This window comes from Streptomyces sp. NPDC005070 (genome assembly GCF_053600395.1).
The window spans coordinates 1-20197 of sequence record NZ_JBSFZS010000017.1 but is presented as its reverse complement, the minus strand read 5'-3'; the positions used below and the strand labels follow the sequence as shown (position 1 = coordinate 20197).

At 71.9% G+C, this 20197-nt stretch carries 13 protein-coding genes; 7 read left to right on the top strand and 6 right to left on the bottom strand.

The annotated features are described in order from the left end of the window. Nucleotides 1-36: 36 nt before the first annotated feature. Nucleotides 37-825 carry a phosphatase gene (locus tag ACWEBX_RS08465; protein ID WP_451884143.1) on the bottom strand — a complete coding sequence of 263 codons (789 nt, stop codon included), beginning with the start codon at nucleotides 823-825 and terminating at the stop codon, nucleotides 37-39. Nucleotides 826-887: 62 nt separating this feature from the next. After that, nucleotides 888-2510, bottom strand: coding sequence for a PucR family transcriptional regulator ligand-binding domain-containing protein (locus tag ACWEBX_RS08460; protein ID WP_451884142.1), 1623 nt, complete (start codon nucleotides 2508-2510; stop codon nucleotides 888-890). 199 nt (nucleotides 2511-2709) lie between these two features. Between ACWEBX_RS08460 and ACWEBX_RS08455 the strand changes: the two genes are divergently transcribed. From ACWEBX_RS08455 to ACWEBX_RS08445, 3 genes are all read left to right on the top strand, one after another. After that, nucleotides 2710-4173, top strand: coding sequence for a sodium:solute symporter (locus tag ACWEBX_RS08455; RefSeq protein WP_451884141.1), 1464 nt, complete (start codon nucleotides 2710-2712; stop codon nucleotides 4171-4173). A gap of 63 nt (nucleotides 4174-4236) precedes the next feature. Then, nucleotides 4237-5205: an agmatinase gene (gene speB / locus ACWEBX_RS08450; protein ID WP_451884140.1), complete on the top strand. Its 969-nt coding sequence runs from the start codon at nucleotides 4237-4239 to the stop codon at nucleotides 5203-5205. Further along, a complete protein-coding gene (locus tag ACWEBX_RS08445; RefSeq protein ID WP_451884139.1) occupies nucleotides 5202-6887 on the top strand; it encodes a thiamine pyrophosphate-binding protein in 1686 nt (561 codons plus the stop codon). Before speB ends, ACWEBX_RS08445 begins: the two co-directional genes overlap by 4 nt. A gap of 115 nt (nucleotides 6888-7002) precedes the next feature. Here the strand turns inward: ACWEBX_RS08445 and ACWEBX_RS08440 are convergent, their stop codons facing one another. Then, nucleotides 7003-7806 carry an endonuclease I family protein gene (locus ACWEBX_RS08440; protein ID WP_451884138.1) on the bottom strand — a complete coding sequence of 268 codons (804 nt, stop codon included), beginning with the start codon at nucleotides 7804-7806 and terminating at the stop codon, nucleotides 7003-7005. Between the two features lie 204 nt (nucleotides 7807-8010). Beyond that, entirely contained in the window at nucleotides 8011-10290 is a 2280-nt protein-coding gene (locus ACWEBX_RS08435) for an ArnT family glycosyltransferase (RefSeq protein ID WP_451884137.1), read from the bottom strand. Nucleotides 10291-10480: 190 nt separating this feature from the next. On the opposite strand from ACWEBX_RS08435, the gene ACWEBX_RS08430 reads away from it, so the two are divergent. Next, nucleotides 10481-11404 (top strand): serine hydrolase, encoded by a 924-nt coding sequence (locus tag ACWEBX_RS08430; RefSeq protein ID WP_451884136.1) that lies wholly within the window; start codon nucleotides 10481-10483, stop codon nucleotides 11402-11404. A 189-nt stretch (nucleotides 11405-11593) separates the two neighbouring features. After that, a complete protein-coding gene (locus tag ACWEBX_RS08425) occupies nucleotides 11594-15322 on the top strand; it encodes an ABC transporter ATP-binding protein (protein WP_451884135.1) in 3729 nt (1242 codons plus the stop codon). On the opposite strand, the gene ACWEBX_RS08420 is transcribed toward ACWEBX_RS08425, so the two are convergent. Beyond that, on the bottom strand, nucleotides 15306-15782 hold the full coding sequence (locus tag ACWEBX_RS08420; RefSeq protein ID WP_451884134.1) for a hypothetical protein: 477 nt from the start codon (nucleotides 15780-15782) through the stop codon (nucleotides 15306-15308). The two genes, ACWEBX_RS08425 and ACWEBX_RS08420, sit on opposite strands and share 17 nt — an antisense overlap. Before the next feature lie 247 nt (nucleotides 15783-16029). On the opposite strand from ACWEBX_RS08420, the gene ACWEBX_RS08415 reads away from it, so the two are divergent. Further along, nucleotides 16030-16419 carry a hypothetical protein gene (locus tag ACWEBX_RS08415; RefSeq protein WP_451884133.1) on the top strand — a complete coding sequence of 130 codons (390 nt, stop codon included), beginning with the start codon at nucleotides 16030-16032 and terminating at the stop codon, nucleotides 16417-16419. 87 nt (nucleotides 16420-16506) lie between these two features. Continuing rightward, nucleotides 16507-17970, top strand: a complete 1464-nt coding sequence (locus ACWEBX_RS08410) for a S28 family serine protease (RefSeq protein WP_451884132.1) — start codon at nucleotides 16507-16509, stop codon at nucleotides 17968-17970. 65 nt (nucleotides 17971-18035) lie between these two features. Here the strand turns inward: ACWEBX_RS08410 and ACWEBX_RS08405 are convergent, their stop codons facing one another. Continuing rightward, nucleotides 18036-19904 (bottom strand): glycoside hydrolase family 3 protein, encoded by a 1869-nt coding sequence (locus ACWEBX_RS08405; RefSeq protein ID WP_451884131.1) that lies wholly within the window; start codon nucleotides 19902-19904, stop codon nucleotides 18036-18038. Nucleotides 19905-20197: the final 293 nt, after the last annotated feature.

Sequence of the window (20197 nt, the reverse complement as noted above, 5' to 3'; positions counted from 1 at the left end):
GGATCGGGGCCGCCGTCCGAGGAGGCCGGGGCGGGCTCAGGCCAGGCCGGCCTCGTTCAGCAGGTACGCCGTCATCGGGTCGTAGTGGCGCGGGCTGAGGACGTGGTCGTCGAGCGGGACGGCGACCTGGAGCGTGCCCTCCGACTCGGCGAGGAAGAGCGCCGGGTCGTTGCAGTCGGCGTAGCCCACGGAGTCCACGCCGTGCTGACCCGCGTAGCCGGCCCAGCCGTGGTCGGCCACGACCAGGTCGGGCAGCGGGCGGCCCTCCCGCTCCAGCGCGGTGAGGATCGCGCGCATCGGCTCGCCCGAGTGCGTGTGCCACAGCGTGGCGCCGTGCTCCAGCACCGCCACGTCCGCGAACTGCATGACGTACCCCTCGTCCGTCTGCAGACCGTCCGGGATCACCACGATCTCGCAGCCGGCGGCGCGCAGGGCGGCGGCCGTGGCCCGGTGCACGTCCAGCAGCCCGCCCGGGTGACCCGTCGCGAACAGCACCCGCTGCCGGTCCTCGGCCGCCTTGCGCAGCCGGCCCGCGAGACGGTCCAGCGCGTCCAGGGTCAGCTCGGGGTCGATGGTGTCCTGGCCGTAGCGGTGCTCCGGGTCGTCGTTGACGCCGACCCGCTCCGCCATCACCGCGAGCACGTCCTGCTCGTCGCTCCAGCGGTCGCCGAGTTCCAGACCGAGCCACCAGTTGCGTTCGCCGTTCGCCAGCTTGCGGTAGTGGGAGAGGTTGTTCTCGCGGGGGGTGGCGACATCGCCCGCGATACGGGTCTTCACGAGATGGTCGACGAGTTCGGCGCGGCTGGGCGTCCCGGGTATCGGCATAGCACCATTGTGCCGGTGCGCTCGGCCCCCGGGCGCGGCCGTCCCGGTCGCTGGGACGTGCGTCACTCGGGTGTACGGACCGCGGCGCCGTTCCCGGCACCCCGTGTCTCCTCCTCCCGGAGCGCGAACCACAACTCCATGCGTACGTCCGGGTCGTCGAGGTCGGTGTCCAGCAACGCGGCGCAGCGGGCGACGCGTTGGCGGACGGTGTTGCGGTGGACGGACAGGGCGACCGCCGTGCGGTCCCAACTGCCGTGCAGGGACAGCCAGGTGCGCAGGGTCTCGGTCAGGGCGGGAGTTCCGGCGACGGGGGCGAGGAGGGCCTGGGCGTGGGCCTCGGCGTCCGCCGCGGGGACGAGGTCGGCGAGCGCGGGGCGGTCGCCGTGCCGGACGAGGGCCGCCCGGGTGGCGCGGGCGCGGGCCAGCGCGCGGGCCGCCTGGGTGTCGGCGGCCGCCCACCCGTGCGGGCCCGCGGGAGCGCTGACCCCGCAGACCCAGCCCGGCTGCGCTGCGGGCACACGGTCGCCGGGGACGAGGACGCGGACTTCGTCGCCGCCCACGTCCACCAGCGCGGAGCCCAGCGCGGCCGCGAGCGCGGACGCCGCGACGCTGTCCGGTGCGGGGCCGTCCCCGGCGGGGCGCGCGTGCACGACCACCCACCGCTCACCGCCGAGCAGCGGCGCCACCGCCTCGGGCGCCGCCCCGAGCAGCAGCCGCACCAGGGCCGCCGACCGGCCGGCCTCGCTCGCGCTCTGGTGCTCCCCGGTGAGCAGCGAGAGCAGCACGGACGCGACGGAGGCGATCGTGTGGTCGCCGGGGTCGCGGCGCGGTGCGGCGACGCCGAGGACGAAGCCCTGGCCGCTGCCGAGGGCGTAGGCCGTGAGATGGACACCGCCCACGGTGTCGGTGGCCGAGGACGGGGCGGGCCCCTGGGCCTCACGGGGCCGCACGACGCCGGCGAGCTCACCGAGCACGTCCTCGGGTGCCGGGCCGGGGCGGGGCGGCTCCGGTGGGTGGGGCGGCGGGACGGTTCCGGCGTGGGCCAGTTCCGTGCCCTCCGGGCCGTACAGCGCCGCCCAGCCGTTCACCCGCCGGGCGAGCTGCCGCAGGACCGCCGGCACCGGATCGGGGCGGGCGGCGGCGGCCGCCAGGCTCTGCTGGGCCTCCGTCACGCGGCGCAGCTCGGCCAGCCGGGCCTGGGCCATGAGCTGCCACACCGCGCGGGCGACCCCGGAGAACGTCGTCCGGGGCGGGACCTCCAGCAGGGGAAGCCCGTGGGTGTCGCAGGCCGCGACGAGGGCGGGCGGGACCGTGTCGTGGACCGGCGCGAGACCGAACCCGAGGGCCGCGCCGCCCGCCGCGACGATCCGGGAGACATAGCCGTCGAAGTAGTCGTCCGGGCCGGGAGCGCCTTCGCCGGAGACGGCCGCCGAGGGCACGTGGACCCCCGCCGTCAGCAGCAGCTCGCCGCCCAGCAGGTACGGGTAGAGGTCGGCCATCTCCGAGGTGTGCGCCCAGTGGATCACCGTGTCGGGCTCCGCGGGCCCGGCGATCAGGCGCAGGCCCAGGTCCTCGCGGGCCAAGAGCGCCGCCAGCGGCACGGGAGGGGTCGGCGGCACGGCCGGGGCGGACACGGCGGGGACGGACGGCGGCGGTGAGTCCGGCACGACGGAGGATTCCTCCATCCCGTTCAGGCCGGGATGGACGATTCATCCATCCCGTTCGGTTCGAATGGATGAAACGTACACTTCGCAGCCGCATTCCGGCCACCTAAGGTCGGTCCCGACCGGCAGTCACGGGTACGGGCGTATGTCCCCGCGACCAGTCGCCGGCTCGTCCCCCACATCCCCGCACGACACGCCACCGAGCACCTGGAGGAGACCCATGGCCGTCGACTACACAGTGATCGTCGTCTATCTGGCCGGCATGCTGGCCATGGGCTGGTGGGGCATGCGCCGCGCCAAGTCCAAGAGCGACTTCCTCGTCGCCGGGCGGCGGCTCGGACCCGTCATGTACTCCGGCACCATGGCCGCGATCGTCCTGGGTGGCGCGTCCACCATCGGCGGTGTCGGCCTCGGCTACCAGTACGGGCTCTCCGGAGCCTGGATGGTCTTCACCATCGGCCTCGGCCTGCTGGCCCTGTCCGTCTTCTTCTCCGCCCGCATCGCGCGCCTCAAGGTCTACACCGTCTCCGAGATGCTCGACCTGCGCTACGGCGGCCGGGCCGGAGTCATCTCCGGCGTCGTCATGTGGGCGTACACCCTGATGCTCGCGGTCACCTCGACCATCGCGTACGCCACGATCTTCGACGTCCTCTTCGACATGAACCGGACGCTCGCGATCATCCTGGGCGGCTCGATCGTCGTCGCCTACTCCACGCTCGGCGGCATGTGGTCGATCACCATCACCGACATGGTGCAGTTCGTGGTCAAGACCGTCGGCGTGCTGCTCCTGCTGCTGCCCATCGCGGTCGTCAAGGCCGGCGGGTTCGGCGCGATGAAGGCCAAGCTGCCCACCGAGTACTTCGACCCGCTGGGCATCGGCGGCGAGACGATCTTCACCTACGTGCTGATCTACACGTTCGGCATGCTGATCGGGCAGGACATCTGGCAGCGCGTGTTCACCGCGCGCGGCGACAGGACCGCCAAGTGGGGCGGCACCGTCGCCGGCACCTACTGCCTGGTGTACGCCCTCGCCGGCGCCGTCATCGGCACGGCCGCCAAGGTCATGTACCCGAAGCTGCCCAGCGCCGACACCGCCTTCGCGACCATCGTCAAGGACGAACTCCCGGTCGGTGTGCGCGGACTGGTGCTCGCCGCGGCCCTCGCCGCCGTGATGTCCACCTCCTCCGGCGCCCTGATCGCCTGCGCCACCGTCGCCAACAACGACATCTGGTCGCGGCTGCGCGGCGCCGTGAAGCGGGACGCGGGCGACGAGCACGACGAGGTCAAGGGCAACCGCGTCTTCATCCTGGTCATGGGAATCGCCGTGATCTGTACGGCGATCGCGCTCAACAACGTCGTCGAGGCGCTGACGGTCGCGTACAACCTGCTCGTCGGCGGTCTGCTCGTCCCGATCCTCGGCGGTCTGCTGTGGAAGCGGGGCACGGTGCACGGCGCGCTCGCCTCCGTCGCCGCCGGCGGCCTCGCCGTCATCGGCCTGATGGCCACGTACGGCATCCTCGCGAACGAGCCCGTCTACTACGGACTGCTCCTCTCCCTGGCCGCGTACGTGATCGTCTCGCTGGCCACGCCGGCGACCGACGCCGCGGTACTGGCCACCTGGCGGGAGCGGCTCGCCGGCCGTGACGCCGAACCCCTGTCCGAACCGGTCCCGGTTCCCCAGTAGAGTCGTGTTACTTGTACTTAGTTGTACATACGCGATGAAGCGTAGGAAAGAAGGCAAAACCCCATGAGCAGCAACGAGACGCCCCGCGGTCCCGTCGATTCCTCCCGCGTCCCGCGGTACGCCGGTCCCGCGACCTTCGCCCGGCTGCCGCGCCTCGACGAGGTCGGCACCGCCGACGTCGCCGTCGTCGGTGTGCCGTTCGACTCCGGCGTCTCGTACCGGCCGGGCGCCCGCTTCGGCGGCAACGCGATCCGCGAGGCGTCCCGGCTGCTGCGCCCCTACAACCCGGCGCAGGACGCCTCCCCGTTCGCCCTCGCGCAGGTCGCGGACGCCGGTGACATCGCGGCGAACCCGTTCAACATCAACGAGGCCGTGGAGACGGTGGAGGCCGCCGCCGACGAACTGCTCGGCACCGGCGCCCGCCTGATGACCCTGGGCGGCGACCACACCATCGCGCTGCCCCTGCTGCGCTCGGTCGCCAAGAAGCACGGCCCGGTCGCGCTGCTCCACTTCGACGCGCACCTCGACACCTGGGACACCTACTTCGGCGCCGAGTACACCCACGGCACCCCGTTCCGCCGCGCCGTCGAGGAGGGCATCCTCGACACCTCGGCGCTCTCCCACGTCGGCACCCGCGGCCCGCTGTACGGCAAGCAGGACCTCACCGACGACGAGAAGATGGGCTTCGGCATCGTCACCTCGGCGGACATCTACCGCCGCGGCGCCGACGAGGTCGCCGACCAGCTCCGCCAGCGCATCGGGAACCGCCCGCTCTACATCTCCATCGACATCGACTGCCTCGACCCGGCGCACGCGCCCGGCACGGGCACCCCGGAGGCGGGCGGCATGACCTCCCGCGAGCTCCTGGAGATCCTGCGCGGACTGTCGTCCTGCAACCTGGTCTCGGCCGACGTCGTCGAGGTCGCCCCGGCGTACGACCACGCCGAGATCACCGCGGTGGCGGCGTCCCACACCGCGTACGAACTGACCACCATCATGTCCCGCCAGATCGCGGAGGCCCGGAACAAGTGACCCACGACCACGACCTGGTTCTCCGCCCGACGGCGGCCCAGACGGAGGCCGCGCTCAACCCGCCCCCCGGCCGCAACGGCGGAGACCTGGTCGTGGAGACCCTCTCCGGTCTCGGCGCGACGACCGTCTTCGGACTGCCGGGCCAGCACGCGCTCGGCATGTTCGACGCGCTGCGCCGCTCCTCGCTTCGCTACATCGGTCTGCGCGTCGAGAACAACGCGGGATTCGCGGCGGACGCCTACGGCCGCATCACCGGCGAGGCCGCGCCGCTGCTGCTCTCCACCGGCCCCGGGGCGCTGACCTCGCTCGCCGCGCTCCAGGAGGCCCGGGCCGCCTCGGCTCCCGTCCTCGCCATCAGCAGCCAGATCCCGACCGCGGGACTCGGCGGCGGCCGCCACGGCTACCTCCACGAACTCCCCGACCAGCAGGCGTCGTTCAGGGGTGTCGTCAAGTCCGTCCACACCGTCCGTACACAGTCGCAGATCCCGTCCGCCATCGCGGCGGCCTGGGAGTCGGCGCTCACCGCCCCGCACGGGCCGGTGTGGGTGGAGATCCCGCAGGACGTCCTGCTCGCGGAGACCCACCTGCCGCAGGTCACGGCGATGGACGCGACTCCCGAGGACCTCGTCCCGCGCCCCGAACTGACCGCGCTGGCCGCCCACTTGCTGTCCTCGGCAGCCCGCCCCGCGATCATCGCGGGTGGCGGGGTCGTACGGTCGGACGCGTCCGGCAAGCTGAAGGCGCTCGCGGAGACGCTGAACGCGCCGGTCGTCACCACCTTCGGCGGCAAGGGCGCCTTCCCCTGGACCCACCCGCTCTCGCTCCAGTCCTGGCTGGAGGACCGGCACACCACGGACTTCCTGGAGGACGCGGACGTCCTGCTGGTCGTCGGGTCCGGTCTCGGTGAACTGTCCTCGAACTACCACACGTTCAAGCCCCGCGGCCGGGTCGTCCAGATCGAGGCCGACCTCGGCAAGCTGGAGTCCAACCACCCGGCGATCGGGATCCACGCGGATGCGCGCCTCGCGCTGTCCGCGCTCCTGGAGACGGTGGAGGAACGCCCCGACCCGTCGGCGGCGGAGCGCGTGAGCACGGTCCTCTCCCGGGTGGCGGAACGCATCGCCGCCCAGGAACTCACCCTGGAACAGGACGTGCTGGCGTCCGTGCGCCGGGCCCTGCCGGCCGGCGCGCCGTCCTTCTGGGACATGACGATCCTGGCGTACTGGGCGTGGTCGGCCTTCGACCCGCGCGGGAGCAACACCATGCACTCCGCGCAGGGCGCGGGCGGCCTCGGCTACGGCTTCCCGGCGGCCCTCGGCGCGGCGGCGGCCGATCCCTCCCGCCCGGTCCTCGCGGTGTCCGGCGACGGGGGCGCGCTCTATTCGATCGCCGAACTCGCCGCGGCCAGGCAGTACGGCCTGAACGTCACCTGGCTGATCGTCGACGACGGCGGCTACGGCATCCTGCGCGAGTACATGACCGACGCCTTCGGTCAGGCCACGGCGACGGAGCTGTCCCGCCCGGACTACGTGGCCCTCGCCGAGTCCTTCGGTGTCCCGGGCGTCCTGACGACTCCCGGGACGCTGGAGGAGGACCTGGCCAAGGCCCTGGCCGCGCCCGGCCCCTCCGTCGTCGTCCTGCCGGCGCTGCTGCGGATGTTCGCGCCGACCCACCTGGACTGAGGGCCCTGCCCTGCCCGGGGCGAGTGCTCACCGTCGCCCCGGGCAGGGAGCCGATCCCGGGACCCCTCCCGTACGGAAGGGATCCCGGGCACGCGAGAGGGCCCGGCCCGCCCGCCTACCAGATCGCCTCGACCCACTCCGGGTGGTCGATGAACGGGTTGCGGTTGTGCTGGTAGGTGTCGTAGATGACCTGGTTGCGCTTCTCCTCGAAGGCGCTCGGCGGGTCCTGCTCGTTCCACGCCTTGAGGACGGACAGCTTGCCGATGTACGGGGTGCTTCCGTTGTTCACCTTCTCGTCGGGCTCCAGGTTCGCGAAGCCGTCGTCGCCCTCGTAGCGGACCGCCATGTAGAGGATCATGCGGGCCACGTCGCCCTTGTCCGCGTCGCGCGGCTCGAAGGAGTCGGAGTCGACCTTGCTGCCGCCGCCGTTGGTGACGGCGCTGCCCCCGTTGTCGAAGTCCAGATTGCCGCGGATGCTGTTGACCTGGACGTCCGCCGGGCGCAGATGGTGCAGGTCGGTGCCGGGGCCGGTCACCTCGCCGAAGTTGCCGTGCGACTTGGCCCAGGTGTGCTCGCGGTTCCAGTCGCCGACGTCGCCGCCGTTGAGGGACTTGGCGCGCGAGACACCGCTGTACAGCAGGATCACGTTGCTGCTGTTGTTCGGGTCCTGGTCGGTGGCCATCAGCGCGTTCCAGACCGCGGAGTACGAGATCTTGGTCTGGCTGCTGATGATGGTGTGCAGCGATGACTTCAGGCTCGTGCCGGTCTTGCCGACCGCGTTCTTGTAGTACGTGCTGTCGTACGCGGTCGTCGTCGCGCTCGCGGGGGAAGCGGTCATCGTCGGCAGGGTGAGGCCGACGAGGACCGCGGAGGTGCTCAGCGCCAGGGTTTTCCAGCGTCGCATGTGCGTGGCGGGCATCGTGGGGTGTCCGTTCTACGCGGGTTGAATGGAGCGGGTAATCGGGAGGGTGACATGGACATGCGACTCCTGGGGTTAAGGGAAGGTGGCGGTTCTGTGTCGGGATTCAACAACTCGGTTGTTCTACGCGGGACATGACGGAACGGACGGTCCCCGGCCGATCCGGCCGGGGGCCGCCCGCTCGGGGCGTGCGGGAATGTGCGATCAGTCCAGGTCGGACGGGTCCAGCCGGTAGAGCGTCGAGGACGACGCGCCGCTGTCAGAAGCGGAGGACCCGGAGCCGGATGAGGAGCCGGAGCCGGAGTCGGAGCCGGACGACGAAGTGGAGCCGGACGAGGCCGACTTGTCGTACGCGCTCTCCTTCACCGCCGTCCCGTTCTTCTGCACCCAGGAGGTGATCTGCGAGCTGAGCGTGCTGTTCCCGCCCATCCCGCCGCCGCCGAGCTGGATGTAGTGCAACTCGCCCTTGCGTACGAGGTACTTGAGCTTGGCGAGGGTCATGGCCTGGTCGGAACCGGTGAAGCCGAACATGGAGATGACGGGCTTGCCGGTGCTCACGATCAGCGACGCCGCACTCTGCGAATTGGACACCGCCAGGAGCCACTTGGCGCCGTCCTGGTGCTTCTCCAGGTAGGCGACCATGGCGCTGCTCGTGGTGCCGCCCATACCGCCCATGCCACCCCCGCCCCCGCCGGATCCGCCCGGCCCGCCGCCGGTACCGCCCTGGGGCAGCTCGCCGTTGCCGCCCGGCGCCTGGCCGCCGCCGGGGAACTCCCCGTTCGCGCCGCCCGGTTCGCCCGTGCCCTGGCCGCCGCCGGGGAAGCCGCCCTCGGGCAGCCCGCCGCCGCCGTCAGGTGCCTGCCCGCCTCCGGGGAGGCCCTCGGGCGTCTCTCCGTTGCCGCCGGTTGCCCGGCCGCCTCCGGGGAAGCCGCTCCGGCCGCCGCCGGGGCCGCCGAAGCCGCCGCCCGTGGACGGCCCGGCGGTCGGGTTGGTGCCGCCCATGCTGCCGCCCGCGCCACCGCCCGCGGACGCCGGCTCGGAGACGGCGTACGCCGCCGGGCCGGCGAGCGCCGCGACGACCGCCGCGGCCACGGAGACCGTGAACAGCCGGGCGCGCCGGCCGGAGCGGAAGAGGACCAGCCCCGCGACGGCCAGTGCCATGACCACCGCGACCGCGGGCCACAGCCAGCCGTTCCAGTCGGCGGCCCGGCGCAGCAGGACGACCGCCCAGAGCGCGGTGACCGCGAGTCCGGCGGGCAGCACCCACACCCAGCGGGTGTCCGGGCCGCGCAGCGCGCGCAGCAGCATGACACCGCCCGCGCCGGTCAGCGCCGCGATGCCGGGAGCGAGCGCGGTCGTGTAGTAGGGATGCATGGTGCCCTCGGCCATGCTGAACGTCAGGTAGTGCAGCACGGTCCAGCCGCCCCACAGCAGCAGCGCGGCACGCGTCGGGTCGGTGCGCGGAGCGCGTCCGCACAGCACCAGTCCGCCCACGAGCGCGATACCGGCGAAGGGGAGCAGCCAGGAGATCTGGCCGCCGAGGATGTCGTTGAACATCCGGCCGAGGCCCGCGGTTCCGGAGAAGCCCCCGCCCCCGCCGCCGTTGCCCTCGCCGCCCAGCACCCGGCCCAGGCCGTTGTAGCCCATGATCAGATCCCAGGCGGAGCCGTCCGTGGAGCCGCCGATGTACGGGCGCTCGCCGGCCGGTACGAGGGAGACGGCGGCCGCCCACCAGAAGCTCGCGACGGCCAGCGTCACGGTGGCGAGCAGCAGGTCGCGGACCTTCCGCGCCCAGGGCAGCCGGCAGGCGCACATGTACACGGCGAAGACGGCGGGCAGGGCGATGTATCCCTGGAGCATCTTGGTGTTGAAGGCGAGTCCGAAGCACGCCGCCGAGCCGAGCAGCGGAAGCAGCCTGCCTTCACGGGTGGCCCGCAGACCGAGCGCCGCGCCCGCGACCATCAGCAGGACGAGTGTGGTGTCCGGGTTGTTGTCGCGGTTGATGGCGACCGTGATCGGCGTGAGAGCGAGGACGAGCGCGGCGACGGTGGCGGCCGCGTGCCCGAAGTGCCGCTTCACGCTCGCGTGCAGGATCCAGATCGTGCCGAGCGCGGCGGCGACCATGGGCGCCATCATCTGCCAGGTGCCGAATCCGAGGACCCGGCAGGACAGACTCATGATCATGAGTGCGAACGGCGGCTTGTCGACGGTGATGAAGTTGCCCGCGTCCAGTGAGCCGAAGAACCAGGCCTTCCAGCTCTGGGTGCCGCTGAGCACCGAGGCGCTGTAGAAGCTGTTGAGGTCGGAGGCCGACAGGTTCCAGGAGTAGAGGACTCCGGCCAGTACGAGGATCGCGAGCAGCGCGGGCAGCGACCAGCGGGGTACGGCCGGCGCCCGCTCCTCGGACCCCGTCGGCAGGGGAACCGGCGGCGGAGCGGGGGGAGTCGTGGGGGCGTCGGGCGATGGGTCAGTGGCAGACGTCACCACCGCACCCTGACGCCCGGTGATGGGCGCGGACTGTGGCCCGCCTTGGCGTGAGCTGTGCGTTCGGCCCGCCACGCCCGAACCCCTGTACCCAGAACACTCGTACAACTATCGGGCCCCCCTGTGAGTCATCTGAGGCGAGCGCGCCCTTGGCGCGCTCCGTATCGCTTCAAGGGGATGGGAAGCCTCCATGACTCACCGGATATCCCGGGCTGCCCGTGTGCTCGCAACGAGCCTCGGTGCCGCGGTGATCGTGCCGATCGCGATCGCCGCGGCCCCGGCCGGTGCCGCGCCGGCGCCGACGGTCAGCTGTACGTCGAGCAAGGCCGGTCTGGCCGCCAAGCTGCAGACGGACATCACCGCGGCGCTCGCGAACCGCAGGGGCACCGTCGCGGTCGGACTGTACGACCGCTCGACGAACACGACCTGCACACTCCGCGCCACCACCTCGTTCGACTCGGCCAGCACGGTGAAGGTCACCGTCCTCGCCACGCTGCTGTGGGACGCGAAGAAGCACAACCGCTACCTGACGAGCACCGAGACCTCGCTCGCCACCAAGATGATCACCCAGTCGGACAACGCCTCGACGACCAGGCTGTGGAACCAGCTCGGTCTGACGAAGATCAAGGGCTTCCTGACCGCCGCGGGGATGACGAAGACCACCCCGGGCACCGGCGGCTACTGGGGTCTCACCCAGATCAACGTCACCGACGAGCAGAAGCTGCTCAAGCTCGTCACCGCCAAGAACACGGTGCTGAGCGACAGCTCCCGCGCCTACATCCTGAAGCTCATGGGCCAGGTCGTCTCCTCGCAGCGCTGGGGGACACCGGCCGGGGCACCCTCGACGGTCGCCGTGCACGTCAAGAACGGCTGGCTCTCGCGCTCCTCGAACGCGTGGCGGGTGCACAGCCTCGGCACCTTCAACGGGGGCGGCCGCGACTACATGATGTCGGTGCTCACCGTCGGCAGCAGCACCATGGACTACGGCGTCGCCACCATTCAGGCCGTCGCCAAGGTCATCCACAAGGACCTCGTGCCGACCACCGTCGCCCCCCAGCGGTTCACGCCGACCTCGCAGCCGACGGAGGCCTTCCCGGCCGTCCCGGCGGGCTGACCGGGGCCGGGACCAGCACCGTCACCTTCGTACACCTATTCGTATTCCGTCGTCCGCCCGCCCGGCCACCCGGCCCGGCGGGCGGACCGCTGTCGCGTGGACGGGCGGACGATTGTTGCGGAGGGATGAAATCCGCTTCGTTCGGTGTTGGTCCCTTCCGGCGGAGTGAGATCTACGGAAGGTGCCGGAGTGGCGACGGAACGGGGATGGGCGCGGCGGCTCGCCGGGTACGCCTGGCGGTACCCGAAGGACGTGGTGCTCGCGCTCGGGTCCTCGCTGGGCGGCATGGCCCTGATGGCGGTGGTCCCGCTGGTCACCAAGGTGATCATCGACGACGTCATCGGCGACCACAGCCGGGGCATGGCCCCCTGGGCGGGCGCGCTGCTCGGCGCCGCCGTCCTCGTCTACGCCCTCACCTTCGTGCGCCGCTACTACGGCGGCCGGCTCGCGCTCGACGTCCAGCACGATCTGCGGACCGACATGTACGAGACGATCACCCGGCTGGACGGGCGGCGCCAGGACGAGCTGTCCACCGGGCAGGTCGTGGGGCGCGCGACCAGCGACCTCCAGCTCATCCAGGGCCTGCTGTTCATGCTCCCGATGACCATCGGGAACATCCTGCTCTTCCTGATCTCCCTCGGGATCATGGCCGCCCTGTCCCTGCCGCTCACCCTGGTCGCGCTGGCCGTCGCCCCGGCCCTCTGGTTCGTCGCCAAGCGCAGCCGCTCCAAGCTGCACCCCGCCACCTGGTACGCGCAGGCGCAGGCCGCCGCCGTGGCGGGTGTCGTCGACGGCGCCGTCAGCGGCGTCCGCGTGGTGAAGGGTTTCGGCCAGGAGGAGCAGGAGACCGGCAAGCTGCGCGAGGTCGGGCGGCGGCTCTTCGCGGGCCGGCTGCGGACCATCCGCCTCAACGCCAAGTACACCCCGGCCCTCCAGGCCGTGCCCGCCCTCGGCCAGGTCGCGATGCTCGCGCTCGGCGGCTGGCTGGCCGTGCGCGGCCAGATCACGCTGGGCACCTTCGTGGCGTTCTCCACCTACCTGGCGCAGCTCGTCGGACCGGTGCGGATGCTGGCCGTCGTGCTGACCGTCGGACAGCAGGCCCGCGCCGGCGCCGAGCGCGTGCTGGAGCTCATCGACACCGAGCCGTCGATCAAGGACGGCACCAAGACCCTGCCGGCAGACGCGCCCGCCACCGTCGAGTTCGACGACGTGTCCTTCGGCTACACCCCGGACCGGCCCGTCCTGGACGGGCTGAGCTTCGAGATCAGGCCCGGCGAGACCCTCGCCGTCGTCGGCTCCTCCGGCTCGGGCAAGTCGACCGTCTCGCTGCTGATGCCCCGCTTCTACGACGTGACGCACGGCGCCGTCCTCATCGGCGGGCACGACGTCCGCGAGCTCACCACCGCCTCCCTGCGGGCCGCGATCGGGCTCGTCCCCGAGGACTCCTTCCTCTTCTCCGACACCATCCGCGCCAACATCGCCTACGGCCGCCCCGACGCGACCCAGGACGAGATCGAGACCGCCGCCCGCGCCGCCCAGGCGCACCGCTTCATCGCCGAGCTGCCCGGCGGCTACGACACCAAGGTCGGCGAGCACGGCCTCACCCTCTCCGGCGGCCAGCGCCAGCGCGTCGCACTCGCCCGCGCCATCCTCACCGACCCGCGGCTGCTCGTCCTCGACGACGCCACCTCCGCCGTCGACGCCCAGGTCGAGCACGAGATCCACGAGGCGCTCGGGCAGGTCATGGAGGGCCGTACGACCCTGCTCATCGCCCACCGCCGCTCCACCCTCAACCTCGCCGACCGCATCGCCGTCCTGGACGGCGGCCGGCTCGCCGACATCGGCACCCACGACGAGCTCCAGGAGCGCTCCGCGCTGTACCGGCGGCTGCTCACCGACCCGGACGAGCTGGGCGGCGTCTCCCCGGGACACGCCCTGCCGGCCGCGCCGCGGGAGGACACCTCCGTACGGGATGAGCTGGACGCCGAGTTCGACGCCGAGCGCGGAGTGACACCGCGCCTGTGGACCGGCGACCGCGAGCCCCGCGACAACGCGCTCGACGGCATGCCCGCCACCCCCGGACTCCTCGCCCAGGTCGAGGCGCTGCCACCCGCCGCCGATGTGCCGGACGTCGACGAGGCCCGCGCGGTCGGGGCCGAGGACTCCTACGGACTGCGCCGCATGCTGCGCGGCTTCGGCGCCCCGCTGCTCATCAGCCTCGCGCTGGTCGCCGTCGACGCGGTGATGACGCTGCTGCTGCCCATCCTGATCCGGCACGGCATCGACCAGGGCGTCACCCGGCTCGCGCTCGGCGCGGTCTGGGCGGCCGCCGCCTTCGGGTTGATCACGGTGCTCGCGCAGTGGGCCGCGCAGATCGGCGAGACCCGGATGACGGGCCGCACCGGCGAGCGGGTGCTGTACTCGCTGCGCCTGAAGATCTTCGCCCAGCTCCAGCGCCTCGGACTCGACTACTACGAGCGCGAGCTCACCGGCCGGATCATGACCCGGATGACGACCGACGTCGACGCCCTGTCCACGTTCCTGCAGACCGGGCTCGTCACCGCGTTCGTCTCCGTCGTCACCTTCTTCGGCATCATGGCCGCCCTGCTCGTGATCGACGTGCAACTGGCGCTGGTCGTCTTCGTGACGCTGCCGCCGCTCGTCGTCGGCACGTTCTTCTTCCGCCGGGCGAGCGTGAAGGCGTACGAACTGGCCCGCGAGCGGGTGTCCGTCGTCAACGCCGATCTCCAGGAGTCGGTGTCCGGGCTGCGGATCCTCCAGGCGTTCCGGCGCGAGGACGCGAGCGGGCGGCGCTTCGCTGAGGGCAGCGACAGCTACCGCAGGGCGCGCATCCGCGGCCAGTGGCTGATCTCCGTCTACTTCCCCTTCGTCCAGCTCCTGGCCTCGGGGGCCGCGGCGGCCGTGCTGATCGTGGGCGCCCACCGGATCGACTCCGGCACGCTCACCACCGGCGCGCTGGTCGCCTACCTCCTCTACATCGACCTGTTCTTCGCGCCCGTGCAGCAGCTCTCGCAGGTGTTCGACGGCTACCAGCAGGCCACCGTCTCGCTGGGCCGCATCCAGGAGCTGCTCCGGGAGCCGACCTCGACGAAGTCCGCCGACGCGCCGCTGGACGTGCCCTCGCTGCGCGGCGAGATCGCGTTCGAGGACGTCGGCTTCGCGTACGGCGGCGCGGACGGCGCCGAGGAGGCGCTCAGCGCGGTGTCCCTGCGCGTCCCGGCCGGGCAGACCGTCGCCTTCGTCGGCGAGACCGGCGCGGGCAAGTCGACGCTCGTGAAGCTGGTCGCCCGGTTCTACGACCCGACGGCCGGGCGGGTGACGGTCGACGGCATGGATCTGCGCGACCTGGACATCACCTCCTACCGGCACCGGCTCGGCGTCGTCCCCCAGGAGGCCTACCTCTTCCAGGGGACCGTCCGCGACGCCATCGCCTACGGCCGTCCGGGCGCCGGCGACGCCGAGGTGGAGGCCGCCGCCCGCGCGGTCGGAGCGCACGAAATGATCGCCACCCTGGACGGCGGCTATCTCCACGAGGTCGCCGAGCGCGGCCGCAACCTCTCCGCCGGACAGCGCCAGCTCATCGCGCTGGCCCGCGCCGAGCTGGTCGACCCGGACGTGCTGCTGCTCGACGAGGCGACGGCGGCGCTCGACCTGGCGACCGAGGCACTGGTCAACCAGGCCACCGACCGGCTGGCGGGCCGCCGTACGACGCTGGTGGTCGCCCACCGGCTGACGACGGCCGCCCGCGCGGACCGGGTCGTGGTCATGGACCACGGCCGGGTCGCCGAGGACGGCACCCACGAGGAACTGCTCCGCCTGGACGGCCGGTACGCGGCGCTGTGGCGGACCTTCGTGGGCGCTCCCGAGCCCGAGGAGCCGGTCAGCTCCTCGGCTTGATGCCGGAGATCTTCTTCGTCGCCAGATCCGACTGCACCGTCAGATAGGTGTACGCCGGGTGCGCGGCGGAGCCCCAGGTGAGCCGGACCGTCGACCAGGTGTGCCCGGCGCCGCTGTCGCCCGCCGTCACCTTCCAGGCGCTCGGCACGTCCTGGGCGCGCAGCACCCCGTCCGCGTGCTGCCGGTGCTCCCAGCCGGCGAGCTGGGTGCGCAGCGCCGGCGTCAGGTAGAAGGACCGCAGCCGGGTGCTCAGGGTGCCGGAGTCCCCGTCGGTCACGGCGTCGATGTAGGCGCCGTAGAAGTCGGCCACGCGGTCGTAGGCGGGACCGCTGCTCCCGCTGCGGGCGGGCGGCGCCGCGGTGGAACTCGCGACGGCCGGCACCGAGGCGCCGGCGGCGATCAGGAGGGCCGCGGCGATGACCGCGCGGCCGGTGGTGAGGGAGGAGTTGGTGCCGGACATGGTGAACCGCCTTCTTCTCCTGGCGAGTTGGACCCATGAGTCGGATCGATGAGTGGGACCCGTGGGTGGGGCCCGTGAGGTGGGCCCATGAGTTGGACCCGGGAGAAACAGGCACCGTTGTATCCAAAGAAGGCAAAAACCTCGCAAGGGTGGGATGCGCTGACGGTGAGTCGTAGCGGTACGCAACCATCCGCCGTACGTCCTGCGTCCGTACACCAGTACGCTGATTGCTGCGGGAGGGACGACAGTGGACAGTGGTGCGATACGGCGACGGCTGGCGCTCGGCCTGGCCGTGCTGACAGCGGGCGGACTGCTCGCCTTCATGAGCGCGGGCAGCGCCCAGGCCGCCTCCTCCTCCTGCTCGGGCCGCAAGGTCCGCACCCTGCCTTTCACGACCGGTTCCGTGCAGGTGTACAAGCGCAGCGGCTATGTCTGCGCCGTGACCTTCCCCGAGGCGCGGGGCTCGCGCAAGCGGATGTCCGTCAGCGTGCAGGCGCGCGGCGGCCGGCCGGTGATGGACTCCGGGCACTTCGCGCATCACGCGGGCCCGGTGACCCTGTACGCGGGCCATCGCTGCGTCCGGATCAAGGGCTCGGTCGGCTCGGGTTCGGTGAGCTCCGGCTGGATTCTGTGCTGAACCACGTATGACCCAAGACCCCCTGGTGTCACGGGAGTTGCTCCGTTAGGTTCCGGCGGACAACCGCGTAATCCCAGGGGAGGGTGCATGCGCAAGGCGCTCAGAGGGCTGCTCGTGCTCACGGTGCTCATCGGCACGCTCAGCACGGCCGGGACGGCCACCGCCGTCCGGTCCGAGGCCCACGGCACCACAGCGGCCACCAGCACGGCCGACGAGAACAAGGACATCCTGGACCGGCTGCTCGCGATCCCGGGCATGAGCCTCGTCCAGGAGAAGCCGTACACCGGCTACCGGTACTTCGTCCTCAACTACACCCAGCCGGTCGACCACCGGCACCCGTCCAAGGGCACGTTCCAGCAGCGGATCACCGTGCTGCACAAGGACACCTCGCGCCCGACGGTCTTCTACACCGGCGGCTACAACGTCTCGACCACGCCGAGCCGGCGCGAGCCGACCCAGATCGTGGACGGCAACCAGGTCTCCATGGAGTACCGCTACTTCACGCCGTCCCGGCCCGAACCGGCCGACTGGTCCAAGCTCGACATCTGGCAGGCGGCGAGCGACCAGCACCGCATCTTCCAGGCGCTGAAGCCGGTCTACGGCAAGAAGTGGATCTCCACCGGCGGCTCGAAGGGCGGCATGACCGCGACGTACTACGAGCGCTTCTACCCCCGCGACATGGACGGCGTCGTCGCCTACGTCGCGCCCAACGACGTCGTGAACGACGAGGACTCGGCGTACGACCGCTTCTTCCGGCAGGTCGGCACCAAGGAGTGCCGCGACCGGCTGAACGCCGTGCAGCGCGAGGCCCTGGTGCGCCGCGAGCCGCTGGAGAAGAAGTACGCCCAGTACGCCGTCGACAACGGCTACACCTTCACCACGGTCGGCAGCCTGGACAAGGCGTACGAGGCGGTCGTGCTCGACTACGTGTGGGGCTTCTGGCAGTACAGCCTGCTCGCCGACTGCGACACGATCCCCGCGGACGCCGCGCACGCGAGCGACGACGCCATCTGGAACTCCGTCGACGCCATCTCCGGGTTCTCGTTCTACACCGACCAGGGCCTGGAGCCGTACACCCCGTACTACTACCAGGCGGGCACCCAACTGGGCGCGCCCACCATCCACTTCCCGTACATCGAGAAGAAGTACGTCCGCTACGGCTACCAGGCCCCGCGCACCTTCGTGCCGCGCTCCATCCCGATGAGGTTCCAGCAGTCGGCGATGCGTGACGTGGACGGCTGGGTCCGCCGGAGCGCGCACCACATGCTGTTCGTCTACGGCCAGAACGACCCCTGGGGCGCCGAGCGGTTCCGTCTCGGTTCCAAGGCGCGCGACTCCTACGTCTTCACGGCTCCGGGCCTGAACCACGGCGCCAACGTCGCCGGGCTCGCCGCCGACGAGAAGGCGCTGGCCACCGCCCGCATCCTCGACTGGGCGGGCGTCGCCTCCACGACGGTCCAGGCGGACCCCTCGGCGGCCCGGCCGCTCGCGAGGTTCGACGCGAGGCTGGACAGCCGCGACACCGAACGGGACATGACCCTGCGCCCGTGACCGGAACCCGGCCGCGCCCGCCCGTGACCCCACGGGCGGGCGCGGCCGCGTACCGTCGGACAGACCTAGTACCTGAGCCCGTATCCGATCGGGTACAGCACCTGTGCCGGGTCGTCCGCCCGTTGCACCGGCACCGGCAGGCTGCCGCGCGGGTCCACCCGGCCGGCGATCACCCGGGCGGCGGCGCGCACTTCGACGTCGGTCCAGGAGTACGAGGCCAGGCAGGCGCCGACGCCCGGGATCCGGGCGATGTCGTACGGGTTGCGGATGGCGACGGCCGTCACCGGGACACCCGTGGCGACCAGACGGTCGACCAGGGTCTTCTGGGACCCGGCCGCCGTCAGGTTGTACGTCAGGGCGACCACCGCGTCCGCGTCGGCCGCCGCGGTGACGGCCTTGTCGATCGTGGCCGCCGACGGGGCCGTACCCGTGGACAGGGCCGTCGCCGTGAAGCCCAGTCCGGTCAGCGCGGCCGCCATGACGGTGGTCGGCGGCCCGTCGGACAGCGACGGCGAGGCCGGATCGGCGCCCACCACCAGGACCCTCGGGGTGCGCCGCCGGGACAGCGGGAGCAGCCCCTCCTCGTTGACCAGCAGGGTGGTGGTGCGCTCGGCGATCCGGTCGGCCGCCCTGAGGTGCTCAGGGACGCCGACCACCCGGTCCACGGCCGCGTCACGGACGTACGGGTCGCTCAGCACCCCGTGCTTCGCCTTGAGCCGCAGGATGCGCAGGATCGACTCGTCGAGCCGCGCCTCGGTCAGCTCGCCGCCGCGCACGGCGTTCAGCACCGCGTTCCACGCGACGTCCAGGTCGGGCGGGTTGAGGAGCTGGTCGACACCGGCCTTGAGCGCGAGGACGGGGACGCGGTCGTCGCCGTACTTCGTGCGCACGCCCTCCATGCCCAGCGAGTCCGTCACCACGACGCCGTCGTAGCCGAGTTCGCCGCGCAGGATGCCGGTGAGGATCGGGTGGGAGAGGGTGGCGGGGTCACCGGCCGGGTCGAGCGCCGGGACCATGATGTGTGCGGTCATGATCGAGTCGATGCCGGCGCGGATGGCCGCCCGGAAGGGCACCGCGTCGAGCTCCGACCACAGTTCGCGGCTGTGGGTGATGACGGGGAAGCCGAAGTGGCTGTCCACGGCGGTGTCGCCGTGGCCCGGGAAGTGCTTGGCCGTGGCCGCGACACCCGAGCTCTGATAGCCCTTCACCTCGGCCGCCACCAGGCCCGCCACCGCGTCCGGATCGGCGCCGAAGGAGCGCACGCCGATCACCGGGTTCGCCGGGTTGACGTTCACGTCGGCGTCGGGGGAGTAGTCCTGGTTGATGCCGATCGCGCGCAGCTCGGCACCGCTGATGCGGCCCACCGTCCGGGCGTCGGACCGCGAACCGCCGGCGCCCAGCGCCATGGCGCCCGGGAACAGCGTCGCGGGCTTGCCCACCCGGGCCACTATCCCGTGTTCCTGGTCCGTGGAGATCAAGAGCGGCAGCCCGCGCGGCAGTTCCAGCGAGGCGCGCTGGATCCCGTTCGACAGGTCGGCGATCTGGTGCGGATCGCGGGTGTTGTGCGCCCAGGCGAAGTAGATGATGCCGCCGACGCGGTACTTGGCGATCAGCTCGGCGGCCGTGCGGACGCCGATCTCCTTGAGGTTGGCGTCGATGTCGGCCTGGTCGGGCGCGGTGGCCGAATGGCCGTACACCCGCATGACGAAGAGCTGGCCGACCTTCTCCTCCAGGGTCATACGGGAGATCAGGGCGCGCAGGGCCTTGTCGGCGCCCGGGCGGGATTCCGCCGCCTGGGCGCGGGTACCGGCGGCCAGCGCGGCGGTGACGCCCGCCGTGGCGGCGAGAACCGTACGCCGGGAGGGCTTTGACGGTCTGTCCGGCCCGGCAGGCGCGGACGGTCTTGCGGTGCTTCCCGTGCTGGAGTCGCGCACAAGCGCTCCTTCCCTCGTGAAGGAAACTTCCAAGGAGTCACGAATATCCGGGAAGTTTCTTCCAGTCAAGGGTGTGCACAGTATCCGCGCAGGGGCCGCCACCGGCGCAGTTGGAGGGGGACGCGCCGGTGACTGTGTTCCGGCGGCGGGTTGGGTCGGTCCGGTGGGTCGGGGCCGTGCCGGTGCATCAGCCCGTCGCCGTTGGGTGAGGGGTGGGCGTCGGTGGCCCGGCAGAGCACCGAGGCCATCCACCCCTGCATGCCTGCCCTGACCCGCCAGCTCCTCAACGGCGG

What these genes read in the sequence shown, in the direction of transcription:
- ACWEBX_RS08420 (WP_451884134.1), bottom strand. Translation starts at nt 15,782, where the DNA reads ATGTCCGGCACCAACTCCTCCCTCACCACCGGCCGCGCGGTCATCGCC.
- ACWEBX_RS08440 (WP_451884138.1), bottom strand. Translation starts at nt 7,806, where the DNA reads ATGCCCGCCACGCACATGCGACGCTGGAAAACCCTGGCGCTGAGCACC.
- ACWEBX_RS08430 (WP_451884136.1), top strand. Translation starts at nt 10,481, where the DNA reads ATGACTCACCGGATATCCCGGGCTGCCCGTGTGCTCGCAACGAGCCTC.
- speB (WP_451884140.1), top strand. Translation starts at nt 4,237, where the DNA reads ATGAGCAGCAACGAGACGCCCCGCGGTCCCGTCGATTCCTCCCGCGTC.
- ACWEBX_RS08410 (WP_451884132.1), top strand. Translation starts at nt 16,507, where the DNA reads ATGCGCAAGGCGCTCAGAGGGCTGCTCGTGCTCACGGTGCTCATCGGC.
- ACWEBX_RS08460 (WP_451884142.1), bottom strand. Translation starts at nt 2,510, where the DNA reads ATGGAGGAATCCTCCGTCGTGCCGGACTCACCGCCGCCGTCCGTCCCC.
- ACWEBX_RS08465 (WP_451884143.1), bottom strand. Translation starts at nt 825, where the DNA reads ATGCCGATACCCGGGACGCCCAGCCGCGCCGAACTCGTCGACCATCTC.
- ACWEBX_RS08455 (WP_451884141.1), top strand. Translation starts at nt 2,710, where the DNA reads ATGGCCGTCGACTACACAGTGATCGTCGTCTATCTGGCCGGCATGCTG.